At 72.5% G+C, this 12478-nt stretch carries 11 protein-coding genes; 7 read left to right on the forward strand and 4 right to left on the reverse strand.

Going from position 1 to position 12478, the window contains the following annotated elements:
• Positions 1 to 28: 28 nt before the first annotated feature.
• From AB1285_RS10470 to AB1285_RS10485, 4 genes are read left to right on the forward strand one after another with little or no spacing between them, the layout of a single operon-like run.
• The gene (locus AB1285_RS10470) at positions 29 to 868 is read left to right on the forward strand and encodes a molybdenum cofactor biosynthesis F family protein (protein WP_268777130.1); all 840 of its coding nucleotides are present in this window, start codon (positions 29 to 31) and stop codon (positions 866 to 868) included.
• Between the two features lies 1 nt (position 869).
• Positions 870 to 2513: an amidohydrolase gene (locus AB1285_RS10475; RefSeq protein ID WP_187663519.1), complete on the forward strand. Its 1644-nt coding sequence runs from the start codon at positions 870 to 872 to the stop codon at positions 2511 to 2513.
• Between the two features lie 25 nt (positions 2514 to 2538).
• Positions 2539 to 2895, forward strand: coding sequence for a YidH family protein (locus AB1285_RS10480; RefSeq protein ID WP_025103854.1), 357 nt, complete (start codon positions 2539 to 2541; stop codon positions 2893 to 2895).
• A gap of 13 nt (positions 2896 to 2908) precedes the next feature.
• Positions 2909 to 3295: a DUF202 domain-containing protein gene (locus tag AB1285_RS10485; RefSeq protein ID WP_232089193.1), complete on the forward strand. Its 387-nt coding sequence runs from the start codon at positions 2909 to 2911 to the stop codon at positions 3293 to 3295.
• A gap of 66 nt (positions 3296 to 3361) precedes the next feature.
• Here AB1285_RS10485 and AB1285_RS10490 read toward each other — a convergent pair whose 3' ends face one another.
• The 4 genes from AB1285_RS10490 to AB1285_RS10505 form a co-directional block, all read right to left on the reverse strand.
• Positions 3362 to 4828, reverse strand: a complete 1467-nt coding sequence (locus AB1285_RS10490) for a GMC family oxidoreductase (protein ID WP_429977495.1) — start codon at positions 4826 to 4828, stop codon at positions 3362 to 3364.
• A 26-nt stretch (positions 4829 to 4854) separates the two neighbouring features.
• A complete protein-coding gene (locus AB1285_RS10495) occupies positions 4855 to 6333 on the reverse strand; it encodes an aldehyde dehydrogenase family protein (protein WP_292794322.1) in 1479 nt (492 codons plus the stop codon).
• A 48-nt stretch (positions 6334 to 6381) separates the two neighbouring features.
• Positions 6382 to 7983 carry an HNH endonuclease signature motif containing protein gene (locus AB1285_RS10500; protein ID WP_370428287.1) on the reverse strand — a complete coding sequence of 534 codons (1602 nt, stop codon included), beginning with the start codon at positions 7981 to 7983 and terminating at the stop codon, positions 6382 to 6384.
• A 227-nt stretch (positions 7984 to 8210) separates the two neighbouring features.
• On the reverse strand, positions 8211 to 8648 hold the full coding sequence (locus AB1285_RS10505) for an Lrp/AsnC family transcriptional regulator (protein WP_187663516.1): 438 nt from the start codon (positions 8646 to 8648) through the stop codon (positions 8211 to 8213).
• Between the two features lie 150 nt (positions 8649 to 8798).
• Here AB1285_RS10505 and AB1285_RS10510 point away from each other — a divergent pair, with 150 nt between their 5' ends.
• Genes AB1285_RS10510 through AB1285_RS10520 form a run of 3 tightly spaced genes read left to right on the forward strand, consistent with a single transcriptional unit; the run spans position 8799 to position 12351 of the window.
• Positions 8799 to 9911 carry a thiamine pyrophosphate-dependent enzyme gene (locus tag AB1285_RS10510; RefSeq protein ID WP_292794331.1) on the forward strand — a complete coding sequence of 371 codons (1113 nt, stop codon included), beginning with the start codon at positions 8799 to 8801 and terminating at the stop codon, positions 9909 to 9911.
• Positions 9908 to 10936, forward strand: a complete 1029-nt coding sequence (locus AB1285_RS10515; protein WP_370428288.1) for an alpha-ketoacid dehydrogenase subunit beta — start codon at positions 9908 to 9910, stop codon at positions 10934 to 10936. The genes AB1285_RS10510 and AB1285_RS10515 overlap by 4 nt, the downstream gene beginning before the upstream one ends.
• The gene (locus AB1285_RS10520; RefSeq protein WP_370428289.1) at positions 10933 to 12351 is read left to right on the forward strand and encodes a dihydrolipoamide acetyltransferase family protein; all 1419 of its coding nucleotides are present in this window, start codon (positions 10933 to 10935) and stop codon (positions 12349 to 12351) included. Before AB1285_RS10515 ends, AB1285_RS10520 begins: the two co-directional genes overlap by 4 nt.
• Positions 12352 to 12478: the final 127 nt, after the last annotated feature.

The following is a 12478-nucleotide window of genomic DNA, read 5'->3' on the forward strand; positions in this document are numbered from 1 at the left end:
ACCCCGTTCCCCGAAGGAAGGAATCCCCATGACGACCCTCAACCCCGCCGACACCTCCACCTGGCTGCCACTGGAAGGCCTCGCGCCCGGTTTCGACGCCAACAAGGCCCCGCACAGCACCGCGCTCAGCGGTCGCGAGATCGCTGTCGTCGACGCCCGCGGCACCCGCATCGTCCACCGCTTCGACGACTCGACGGTCGCCTGGGAGTACCAGCCCGGCGCCGAGGACCCCACGGAGGCCGCGTCCGACACCGACGACTACGAGGCGTTCGAGGTCGACGACGAGCTCTACTTCGTGCAGTTCCACCACCGCTACCTCCCGAACGAGGCGGTCTCGCTCGTGCTCGATCTGCGGCACGGACGCTCCCTCGCGGTGATCTCCGAGATCCTCCCCGCGCCCGAGCAGGGCCGCACCCGCGTGCAGCACCACTTCGCCCCCGGCACCATCGAGGGCGCCGCGGTCACCGGTGCCGAGGCCGCCCCCACGACCACGCTCATCGGCCGCCGCGTGGAGTGGGTCTACAGCGAGGAGCACGCCTACGAGCACGTGTACCTCTCCCCGCGCTGGTACTCGTGGCAGTGCCTCGCCGGTCCCGAGCGCGGGCTCGCCGACACCGACGAGAACAGCGTGTGGGAGGTGCGGCCCGGGATCTACGTCTTCGCGTGGCGCGAGAAGGTGATCCCGTGCGCCTCGGTGACGATCGCCGACCACCGCGACGTGAACGCGATCCGCTCCCACGGCGTGCTGTTCGGACTGGACGAGAGCGGTGAGGTGCCGACGCACTTCACGTTCGGCGCACACGGCCGCCTGCTGTCGACCACCCACCACACGCCGTCGCTCGAGCCCGCGACCTTCGGAGATGCCTGACATGACCGACGTCGCCGACCTCATCGTCACCGGTTCCGTGATCCGCACGTCGGACCGCGCCCGTCCGCGTGCCGAGGCCTTCGCCGTACGAGACGGACGGATCCTCGCCGTCGGCGACCGCGCCGACGTGGAGGCGTTCCGCGGCCGTCGCACGCGGCTGGTCGAGGTCGGCGACGCGGCGGTCTATCCCGGGTTCGTCGACGTGCACAACCACCACGCGCTCGCCGGACGGACCGAGCTGTTCGAGCTGTCGCTCGCCCCCTCGCTCACGCTCGACGAGATCCTGGACCGGGTGCGGGAGAAGGCACAGACCCTGCCCGAGGACGCCTGGATCGTCGGCGGCGCCGTGGCCACGACCCTGCTTCCCACCCTCGCCAACACCGCCACGCGGTTGCGTCTCGACGAGGCAGCGGGCGGACGGCCGGTGGCGCTCATGGAGGACTCCCGCCACAACCGGTGGGCCAGCACCCGGGCGCTGGAGCTGGCCGGCATCACGGCGGACAGCATCCCGACCTCCGGGGTGACGCTGCTCGACCCCGACGACGGCACCCCCACCGGCGTACTCCTGGAAGCCGCCGGCATCCCGGTGCAGGAGGCGTACGACCGCAGCGGCGGACTCACCGCGGAGCAGCACGCGGCCGCCTCCCGTCGCGGGATCGAGCTGCTGAACTCGTTCGGGATCACGGCGTTCCAGGACGCGGGGGTCTCCGTCGACATCCTCGCCGCGCTCGCCGGACTCGACCGCGCCGACGAGCTGCACGCCTGGGTGGTCTCCTCGCTCCTCATCAACGACGAGATCTTCGGGTTCGACCCCATCGGCGCTCCCCTGCTCGACCGCGGCGAGGAGTTCCGCACGCCGCACCACCGTCCCGACTTCGTGAAGATCTTCCTCGACGGCGTCCCGCCCGCCCGCACCGCCTCGTTCCTCGACCCGTATCCGGCGGATCCGGTGCACGGGGCGCACTTCCACGGCGAGACGACCATGACCCTCGACGAGCTCACCGACTGGCTGCGGGCCGTCGCCGCCCGCGGTCTCGGGGCCAAGGTGCACTGCACCGGCGACGGGTCGGCACGCCTCGTCCTGGACGCCGCCGAGCGCCTGCGCGCGGAGGGCTTCACGACGCCGGTGCAGATCGCGCACGGGCAGTTCCTCGCGGAGAGCGACATCCCCCGACTCGCGGCGCTGGACGTCTCCGCCGACATCTCCCCGTTCATCTGGTACCCGGGCGTCATCCCCCAGGCGCTGGCGGACGTGCTGGGAGAGCGTGCCGAGCACTCGCAGCCCAACCGCGCACTCCTCGACGCCGGGGCCCTCGTGGCCGGCGGCTCGGACTGGCCGGTGAGCGAGTCGCCGAACACGCTCGAGGGCCTGCAGGGGCTCGTGACACGGGCCGATCCGCTCGGTCGGGCCGCGGGCACGCTCTGGCCGGAGCAGGCGATCTCGGCCGAGGAAGCGCTGGAGGTCTTCACGATCAACGCCGCGACGGCGATGGGGCTCGGCGCCGAGACCGGGTCCCTGACCCCCGGCAAATCGGCCGACTTCGTGATCCTGGAACGGGATGCGATCGGCGGACCGGCGGAGGAGATCGTGCACACCGAGGTCGTCTCGACGTGGTTCGCCGGGCGCCCGGTGCACGAGCGCTGACCGCGCCGCGCCGTACGATGGGCGCATGCGCCGCTTCCCCGCCTCCGTCTATCGGGTCGGGGACGAGCCCGACCCCCGGTTCTCCCTCGCCAACGAACGCACGTTCCTGGCCTGGACCCGGACCGGCCTGGCGCTGATCGCGGGCGGCGTCGCTCTCGAGGTCCTCGGCCTCGACCTGCACCCCGGGTTCCGGCTGGCGGCCTCGCTGCTGCTGATGATCGCCGGCACGGCCGTGGCGCCGCTCGCGTGGTTCGAGTGGATGCGGGCGGAGCGCGCCCTCCGGCAGGGACGACCGCTGCCCGGCGCGCTGTCGGCGGTGGTGCTCGCGGTGGTCGTGGTGACGACGGGGCTGCTCGTCCTCGCCGGGGTGCTGTGGCGCTGAGCGAGGCCTGCCGATGACCGCCCCCGATACTCCGGTGCCCGCCACCCCTGCCCCCGATCTGTACGACCCCGGGCTGCAGCCGGAGCGGACGGAGCTGGCCTGGCGGCGCACGGCCCTCGCGATCGCGGTCGGCTCGCTGCTGTCGCTGCGGGTCTTCCCTCTCGTGCTGCCGAGCGGCGCCGAGGGGTGGGGCCTCGTGCCTGGCGTGCTGGGCGTCGGCACGGCGGCACTGCTCTGGATCGCCGCGCGCCGTCGGCAGCGTCGGACGACCGCGGTGCTCACCGCGCGGGCGCGCGGCCCGCTGCCGGGCGGCGGTCTCCCGCTCGCGCTGACGGTGTTCGCGACCGGGTTCGGGATCGTCGCCCTCGCGCTCGTGGCCGTGACGCTGCTCACGCGCTGACGCGCAGGAGCGCGAGGCGATCGCGACAGATGCCGTGATCGCCCCGCGTCCCCTCGCCGCCCTCCCTCAGTCCGCGAGGATGAATCGCGCGCCGCGTTCGCCGATCATGGCCGCGGGCGCGTTGGTGTTGCCGGTGGGCACGGTCGGCATGACCGAGGCGTCGATCACCCGGAGCCCCTCGATCCCGCGCACCCGGAGCTGCGGGTCGACCACGGACTCCGGGTCGGAGCCCATGCGGCAGGTGCCGACCTGGTGGTGATAGGTGATGGCCGTGCGGCGCACCCACTCCTCCACGTCGTCGTCCGCCACGTCCAGGCCGGGGTAGACCTCGACCGCTCCCCACTCCTCGGCGAGCGCAGGCTGCGTGCCGATGCGGCGGCACTGGCGCACGGAGGCCGCGAGGGCGTCGGCGTCGCGCTGATCCTCCAGCGCCGCCAGGTCGATGTGCGGCAGGTCGTCGACGCCGGGGCCGGTGAGGCGCAGTTCGCCGCGGCTGTACGGCGTCACCAGGCCCGCCATGAGCGTGAACCCGTCGGTGCCGCGCGGCTCCAGCTCGCCCCACATGGGCACGGAGAAGTGGATGGGCTGCGTGTCCGGCTGCGCGAGGCCGTCGCGGCTGCGCCAGAACAGGTGGCTCTGCGTGACGGACACTCCCGGCTGCGGCGGGCCGACGGGCTTCTTCTCGGTCGCGAAGATCACGGGTGACAAGAGGTGGTCGTGCAGATTCTTGCCGACGGCGGGGGCATCGAGCACGACGGGGATGCCGAGGGCACTCAGCTCGGCAGCGGGACCGATGCCCGAGCGGAGCAGGATGACGGGCGTGCCGAGTGCTCCCGCGGAGAGGATGACCTCGTCCGCGAACACCTCCTCGGTGTCATCGCCCTCCCCGAGCCGGATGCCGACCGCGCGCCCGTCGCGCACGATCACGGAATGGACGGCGCGTCCGGTGAGGATCGTCATCCGGTCGGCGACGGGCTGCGCATAGGCGGTCCAGGTGTTGACGCGGCGGCCGTCCCTGATCGTGACCTGCTCCTGCGACACCCCGTCGAGCGTGCCGCCGTTGTAGTTCGGGTTGCGCGGCAGCCCCTCTTCGACCGCGGCGTCGATGATCGAGGCCTGGATGGGCGAGAGCGCGTAGTCGTCGGTCACGGGCAGCAGGTCGTTCTCGATCGCGTCGTAGATCGGCTCGACCTCGGCCCACCCCCATCCGGTCGCCCCTGCCGCCTCCCACGCGTCGTAGTCGGAGGCCGCGCCGCGCACCCAGATCATGGCGTTCAGCGCGTGCGAACCGCCGGTGACCTTCCCGCGAGGCAGATGCAGACGACGACCGGCCGCGTGCGGCTGCGGCACGGTGAAGAAGTCCCAGTCCTCGGCGGAGTGCCAGAGCTCGCCCGCCCGCGAGGGGTCGTGGATGGCCGGGTTCGTGTCGTAACCACCCGCCTCGACGAGCGTCACCGCGACACCGGCGTCGGTGAGACGCCGCGCGACGATGGCGCCCGACGTACCGGCTCCGACGACAATCGCGGAGCGCACCGCGCCGCTGTTCGTCGCGGCCACGCTCAGGCCTTCCGGCCGGGTCCGGAGACGACCTGGGTGACCGCGACGGACTTGAGCCCCTCGACGCCGAACTCCAGCCCGTAACCCGAGCTCTTCACCCCGCCGAACGGCACCATCGGGTGCAGCCCGCCGTGCGAGTTGATCCACACCGTGCCGGACTGCATACGCGCGGCGACGGCGCGGGCCTCCTCCGGGTCGCTCGCCCACACCGAGGCTCCGAGGCCCACATCGAGGGCGTTCGCCAGCGCGAAGGCCTCGTCGACGTCGCTGTACCGGATGACGGGGAGGGCCGGGCCGAACTGCTCCTCCTGGACGAGCGCCGCATCGTTGTCGATGTCGGCGACGATGGTCGGCCGGTAGAACAGCTCGCCGAGGTCGGAGGCCGGCTCGCCACCCGTGACGATCCGGGCGCCGCGGCTCTTCGCGTCGTCGACGAGGCGGCTGACGATGTCGAACTGCGGGCGGTTCTGCAGCGGTCCGAGCACGTTGCCCTCGTCGAGGCCGTTGCCCATCGGCACCTGCTCGGCAATCGCGGCGAGAGCGTCCACGACCTCGTCGTACACGGAGTCGTGCACGTAGAGGCGCTTCATGGCGGCGCAGGTCTGCCCGGTGTTGATGAACGCGCCCCAGAAGAGGTCTTCCGCGATCGCGGCGGGATCGGTGCCCGGGAGCACGATGCCCGCGTCGTTGCCGCCCAGCTCCAGCGTGAGGCGGGCGAGGTTGCCCGCGGAGCTCTCGATGATGCGGCGCCCGGTCGCGGTGGAGCCGGTGAACATGATCTTGGCGATGTCGGGGTGCGAGGCGAGGCGCGCACCCACCTCACGGTCTCCGGAGACCCCGATGAGGACGTCGGCGGGCAGCACGTCGTTCATGACGGCGAGCATCGCCAGGACGCTCAGCGGCGTGTACTCGCTGGGCTTCGCGACGACCGTGTTGCCCATGCGCAGCGACGGGCCGATCTGCCAGATCGTGATCATGAGCGGCCAGTTCCACGGCCCGATGGCCCCGACCACGCCGGCGGCCTTGTAGACGAGTTCGGCGTGCAGCGTCTCGTCGTCGACGAGCACCTGCGGCTCGAGGACGGTGGTGGCGTTGGTGCGCAGCCAGGCCGAGCAGGCGCCGAGCTCGAACCGCGCGTTGGGGCCGTTCAGCGGCTTCCCCTGCTCCCGCGACAGAAGGTAGGCGAGCCCTTCGGCGTTCGCGTCGATGGCGTCGGCCGCGGCCAGGAGGAGTGCGCTCCGCCTCTCGTGTCCCAGCGCCTCCCACGCGGGCTGCGCGGCCTTCGCGCGGGCGATGGCATCGTCGAGGTCCGCGACCGTGGCCACGGGCGCGCGTCCGATGACCTCCCGCGTCGCGGCATCGGGGATCTCGCGACCCTCGCCGCGCGGGGGCTGGATACGGTCGAGCAGCGCCGCGGCGGCGGACGCCGCAGCATCGGTGGATCCGGAGTCGACGGCTACGGGAACGGCGGAATCGGACATCGGTGTCTCTCCTTCGAGCGGGTCACGGCGCGGACGCCGGTCTTCTTCTCATTCTCGGTCGGCCCTTCCCGCCGCACTTGTCGCGGAGCGCGCCGGAGATGTCCCCGCGCGAAGGATGCGTCCGCGGACCGGTCCCGCGTGAGCGAATCGGGCCCCCGTCCGGTCCGGAGAGCCGGGAAGAGCCGGGCGCGGCGTGCGCCATCGTCGTCTCGGATCCCACCAGGCCGGCCCTCGCACCTGCGGCACTCCCCCTCGCATGCGGATCTGCCAGCCCGAGGTGTCCAACGTGCGGTGATGGTGCCAGCACAGCGCGACGCCGTTGTCGGTGTGGGTCGGACCCCCGCGAGCGTGCTCCGTGACGTGGTGGATCTCGCACCAGGCGGCCGGGACGTGACAGCCGGGGATCAGACACTCGCCGTCCCGCACGCCGATCGCCCGGCGCTGTGCGGGGGTGAAGATCCGGTCGCTCGACCCGAGCCCGACGATCCTTCCACCGGCACCGAGCACGACGCGCTGGACCGTCCCTCCGCACGCCGTGTGCGCGGCCACCCGCGTCGACACCGGCGTCTCGACGCCCTCGACCCGCGCCCAGCCGTGCCCCGTGGCATAGTCCTCGGCGGCGACCGTGACCACGAGCGTCGGCGCGGCACCGCCCAGCCGCGGCATGTCGTCATGACGGGCCGCGATCCCCAGGGCCGCCGCGAGCGCGTCGTGCTGCTTCTGCGCGCGTGTGCGCCCATCCACCATCCCGCCGACGTCGCCGGCCGGGAGCACATCGTCATCCGGGGAGACCGGTGCCTGCTGCTCCCCAGCAGCGTCGTCACGCACTTCCGACGGCACGAAGTGGACGCCGGGAAGCGGCGGACCGTCGACCTTCGGGTTCAGATACGCGTCCCAGATCCGTTGCAGCTGCCCCGCGACCTCGGGCAACAGCGCGCCGCGGATCGGGATCACGCCGTCCTTGACGCGGCCCAGCACGACGCCCCGGGCCCGCAGCGCGATGTCTTCCGCCGGCTCCGCGCCGTCCGGATCGAGGTACTGCACGATCATCTGCGCCCGCACCCTCAGGTCCTCGGGCGTCGGTGCCGGCCCGGTCTCGTTCTCGTCATCATCACTGTTCTCGGCGCCGCCGCAACTCTCCTCGCCCCGCGCGACCTCCGCCAGATACGCGTCGGCCTCCCAGCGGTCGGCGAGGCGCACGCGAGGGCCGGCCTGCTCGATCGGCCCGGTGGCGGCCAGCAACCCGGTCACGCCGATCGCCCCGTCGAGGAGGGCCTCGCGCAGCGCCGGCCACCGCGCCGGCAGCCACTCCCCGGAGGAGAGGTCGACCTCGCGCCGCACCAACCGCGCGCTCTTCACGAGGCGCGCGGCGGACGCGCCGTCAGTGCGGAGCACACGCTGCAGCAGCTCGTTCCTCGAGCGGCAGCCGAAACGTCCGCAGAACGCCGGTTCCCCGGACCCTGCCGGACGCGGATCGGCGCTCGCCACCGCGTCCACGATCACAGCCTCCACGCGTCGCTGGATCTCGCCCGCGACCCGCAGCAGGTCCATCATCTCCCGCGCGTCGAGAGCGCCCACCGTGCCGGATCGCAGCACGGCGTCGAGAGCGACGACCGTGTCGTCGAGAACCGCTGCCGGGGTGCTTTCCATACGACGATTCAACAGAGGGCCACCGACATTGCGAGGCCCGATAATCCCCGTTCAGCGCAATATTCCGATACGCGCGAGGGACTCTTCCTGCATCCACGGAGACCCGCGATCGACATTCCCCAGCACCGCAGCATCCACACCGCCCGCCGCCGCCGAAACCCCCGCACCTCACCGGCGCCCGCCGCACCCCAGTGAGAAGCCCGTACCCTCGACCGCGGGAGAGAACGTCACGCCCGGTCGGAGTCCTCGAAGATCAGGATCGTCCGCGTCGAGCGGATCGACGGGATCGCCTGGATGTCCTCCAGCACGATGCGGCGCAGGTCGCGGGCGTCGTTCGCGCGCACGAGCAGCAGCACGTCGAAGTCGCCGCCGACGAGCGCCATGTGCTCGATCTCCGGGATCGCCCGGAGCCGCGCGCTCACCTCCTGCCAGGTGGCCTGCTCGATCGCGAGCGTGACATATGCACTCGCGTGATGACCCAGCAGCACGGGGTCGGTGCGCACGGTGTATCCCGTGATCACCCCGGCGTCGGTGAGGCGCTTGATCCGCGCATGCGCCCCCGCCCGCGAGATGTGCACCGCCTCGGCGATCGCGGTCATGGACGCCCGCGCATCCCGCCGCAGCTCCGCGAGGATCGCGCGATCCGTCTCGTCCAGCGCCGCCATGACACCCCTCTCGCGTCCGGGAAATCCTGACACTTCGGACGCCATTCTGACATGTGGAGCGCACTCGTCCACGATCACCCGACGGATCTTGGATGAGTGTCGCATGCGCGGCATGCTGTCCTCATCGAGTTCGGCAAGGAAGGCGGACGGATGCAGCCCCACGACATGCTCCCGCGCGACACCGCGGTACGACTGATCGCCGAGGACGGGACCACCCTCCCCGACGAGATCTACGCGCTCCCCGCCGCCGACGTCCTGCTGGCGGCCTACCGCGGCCTCGTCGAAGGCCGTCGTATCAACGATCAGGCCGGCGCGCTCGTGCGCCAGGGCCGCCTCGCGGTCTACCCGTCGTCGCACGGCCAGGAGGCCTGCCAGGTGGCGGCGGCGATGGTGCTCGGCGACACCGACTGGCTCTTCCCCACCTACCGCGACTCGGTCGCCGTGATCGCCCGCGGCGTCGCGCCTGCGGAGGCGATGGTGCTCCTCAAGGGCGACTGGCACTCGGGCTACGACGTCCGCGCGCACCGCGTCGCCCCGCAGGCGACCCCGCTCGCGACCCAGCTCCTGCACGCGGTCGGCTTCGCGCAGGCGGCGAAGCACCGCGGCGAGGACACCGTGGTGCTCGCGCTCTGCGGCGACGGCGCGACGAGCGAGGGCGACTTCCACGAGGCGATGAACTTCGCCGCCGTCTTCCACGTCCCGGTCGTGTTCTTCGTGCAGAACAACGAGTTCGCGATCTCGGTCCCTCTCTCCCGGCAGACCGCCGCCCCCTCCCTCGCCCACAAGGCGGTCGGCTACGGCATGCCGGGGCAGCGCGTCGACGGCAACGACGTGGCCGCGGTCCTCGCGGTGCTCACGGAGGCCGTCGACCGCGCCCGCGCCGGCGGCGGCCCCTCCCTCATCGAGGCCCACACGTACCGCATGCAGGCGCACACCAACGCCGACGACGACACCCGCTACCGCGAACGCGAGGAGGTGCAGGCCTGGCTCGCCCGCGATCCGCTGGTCCGCCTGCGCGCGCACCTCACCGCGACGGGGACGCTGGACGACGAGGCCGAGACGCGCTTCGCCGCGGGCGCGGAGGAGATCGCCGCCGCCATGCGCACCGCCCTGAACACCGATGCGGAGCTCGACCCGGAAGACCTCTTCCGCTTCGTGACAGCGACCCGCTCGCCCCAGCGGGAGGAGCAGTGGCAGCTCCTCCGCGACGAGATCGCCCGCTCCCACCCCGCCGAGACGATGACGACCGGAGGCGCCCGATGACCATCGCCGAGCACGAGACGCCGGTCGCGACGACCGTCGGCACCACCACGACCATGACCATGGCCGCCGCCCTCAACCGCGCCCTCGCGGACGCCCTCGCCGCCGACCCCGACGTGGTCGTGTTCGGAGAGGACGTGGGAGCCCTGGGCGGCGTGTTCCGCATCACCGACGGGCTCACCGCCCGCTTCGGTGAGGACCGCTGCTTCGACACCCCGCTCGCGGAGTCCGGCATCATCGGCACCGCCGTCGGCATGGCGATGAACGGGATGCGCCCTGTGGTCGAGATGCAGTTCGACGCCTTCGCCCTCCCCGCGTTCGAGCAGATCGTCAGCCACGTCGCGAAGCTCGGCAACCGCACCCGCGGCGGGATGCGCATGCCGCTCGTGATCCGCATCCCCTTCGGCGGCGGCATCGGGGGCGTCGAGCACCACTGCGACTCGTCCGAGGCGTACTACGCGCACACGCCCGGCCTCACGGTCGTGAGCCCGTCCACCCCGCAGGACGCCTACTCGCTGCTCCGCGCGGCCATCGCCTCGCCGGACCCGGTGGTCTTCCTGGAACCGAAGAAGCTCTACTGGTCGAAGGGCGAGGTCGACACCGCGGTGACCGCGGAGATCGGCTCGGCGCGCATCGCCAGGGACGGCTCCGATGTGACCCTTCTCGCGTACGGGGCCTCCGTGCCGCTCGCGCTGGAGGCGGCGGAGGTCGCCGCGGGCGAAGGGCGCAGCGTGCAGGTGGTCGACGTGCGCTCCCTCTCCCCCTTCGACGACGAGACGGTCACCGCGGCGGTGCGGTCCACGGGACGCGCGGTCGTGATCGCCGAGGCCCCGGGCTTCGTCAGCGTCGCCTCCGAGATCCAGGCCCGGGTGTTCGAGCGCTGCTTCGAGTACCTGGAGGCCCCCGTGCGGCGGGTGACCGGGTTCGACACCCCCTACGCGCCCCCCAAGTTCGAGCACTGGTACCTGCCCGACGTCGACCGCGTGCTCGACGCGATCGACTCGCTGCACTGGGAGGACGACGCATGAGCACGCCTGTGAAGACCGCCGCCCGCGTGTTCCGCCTGCCCGACCTCGGCGAGGGACTGACCGAGGCCGGCCTCGTGCAGTGGCTGGTGGCCGTCGGCGACACGATCACGACCGACCAGGCCATCGCCGAGGTCGAGACCGCGAAGAGCGTCGTCGAACTGCCCTCGCCGTTCGCGGGTGTCGTGACGGCGCTGCACGGCACGCCCGGCGACACCATCGACGTCGGAGCCCCGGTGCTGGAAGTCGCCGACCCCGGCAGCGAGGAGACCGCGTCCGCGCCGCAGGCCCCCGCCACACAGCCCGAGCACGAGGCGTACCGGCAGGAGGAGCGTGCGGGGTCGGGCAACGTCCTCATCGGGTACGGAACCTCCGCGTCCGCCTCGACGGGTCGGCGACGGCGCCCCGCGGCGTCACGCCCCACGCCGGCGCCGGTCTCGACAGCGCCCGCACCCGCAGCACCCGCCTCGACCGCTCCGGAGTCAGCCGCACCGGTCGCCCGCGACGCCGCACGACCCGCGCCGGTCGCCGTACGCTCGCCGCTCGTGCGGCGCCTCGCCCGCGATCTGGGCCTCGACGTGCACGCGATCTCCCCCACCGGAGCGGACGGGGCGATCACCCGCGCCGACGTGCTCCGCGCCGCTGTGGACCACGCCGTGGACGGCGTCGCCGCGGGCCCGACGCCGACCTCCGCGACCGCTCCCACCGGCGAGATCGACGGCCTCCCGGTCCGCAGCAGGGAGCGCCTCTCCCCGCTGCGTCGCACCGTGAGCGCCCGGCTCGCCCGCAGCCGGTCCGAGATCCCCGAGGCCACCGTGTGGGTCGACGTCGACGCCACCGATCTCTGGAATCTCCGCGCTCAGATGGCTCCCGACGGCGGGAAGGCCCCGTCGATCACGGCGCTGCTCGCGCGGTTCGTGCTGCTCGCGCTTGAGGACTACCCCGTGCTCGCCTCGCGGCTCAGCGACGACGGCTCCGAGCTGATCTCGTTCGAGGGCGTGAACCTCGGCGTCGCCGCCGACACCGAACGCGGCCTCCTCGTCCCGGTCGTCCCGCACGCGCACCGGCTCACTGTCACCGACCTCGACGCCGCCCTGCGCGAGCTCGCGGCCACCGCGCGCGCCGGCACCCTGCCGCCCGAGCGGCTCCGCGGATCCACCTTCACCCTCAACAATTACGGCGGGCTCGGGGTCGACGGCTCGGCGGCGATCATCAACCACCCCGACGTCGCGATCCTCGGCATCGGCCGGATCATCGAGCGCCCCTGGGTCGTGGACGGGGCGATCGTGCCGCGTCGCATCGTCCAGCTCTCCCTCGTGTTCGATCACCGGGTCTGCGACGGCGGGTACGCGGCGGGATTCCTCCGCCGCGTGGTGGAGCTCATCGAGCATCCGCTCCGCGCCTTCGGGAGGGTCTGAGGTCGATCCGGCCGGCGAACCCTCGTGGGCGGAGCGCCGATACGCTACGCTCGGCGATTACTGACCGATCATTCGGTAAGTCATCGCCGACGTACCCGCGTCGGTGCTCCCCCCTCGCAGAACAACG

This window comes from Microbacterium sp. NRRL B-14842, from assembly GCF_050470785.1.

Excerpts from the sequence above, each read along its gene's own strand:
- AB1285_RS10500 (WP_370428287.1), bottom strand. The coding sequence starts at position 7,983 with ATGGAAAGCACCCCGGCAGCGGTTCTCGACGACACGGTCGTCGCTCTC.
- AB1285_RS10480 (WP_025103854.1), top strand. The coding sequence starts at position 2,539 with ATGCGCCGCTTCCCCGCCTCCGTCTATCGGGTCGGGGACGAGCCCGAC.
- AB1285_RS10475 (WP_187663519.1), top strand. The coding sequence starts at position 870 with ATGACCGACGTCGCCGACCTCATCGTCACCGGTTCCGTGATCCGCACG.
- AB1285_RS10520 (WP_370428289.1), top strand. The coding sequence starts at position 10,933 with ATGAGCACGCCTGTGAAGACCGCCGCCCGCGTGTTCCGCCTGCCCGAC.
- AB1285_RS10470 (WP_268777130.1), top strand. The coding sequence starts at position 29 with ATGACGACCCTCAACCCCGCCGACACCTCCACCTGGCTGCCACTGGAA.
- AB1285_RS10495 (WP_292794322.1), bottom strand. The coding sequence starts at position 6,333 with ATGTCCGATTCCGCCGTTCCCGTAGCCGTCGACTCCGGATCCACCGAT.
- AB1285_RS10505 (WP_187663516.1), bottom strand. The coding sequence starts at position 8,648 with ATGGCGGCGCTGGACGAGACGGATCGCGCGATCCTCGCGGAGCTGCGG.
- AB1285_RS10485 (WP_232089193.1), top strand. The coding sequence starts at position 2,909 with ATGACCGCCCCCGATACTCCGGTGCCCGCCACCCCTGCCCCCGATCTG.
- AB1285_RS10510 (WP_292794331.1), top strand. The coding sequence starts at position 8,799 with ATGCAGCCCCACGACATGCTCCCGCGCGACACCGCGGTACGACTGATC.
- AB1285_RS10515 (WP_370428288.1), top strand. The coding sequence starts at position 9,908 with ATGACCATCGCCGAGCACGAGACGCCGGTCGCGACGACCGTCGGCACC.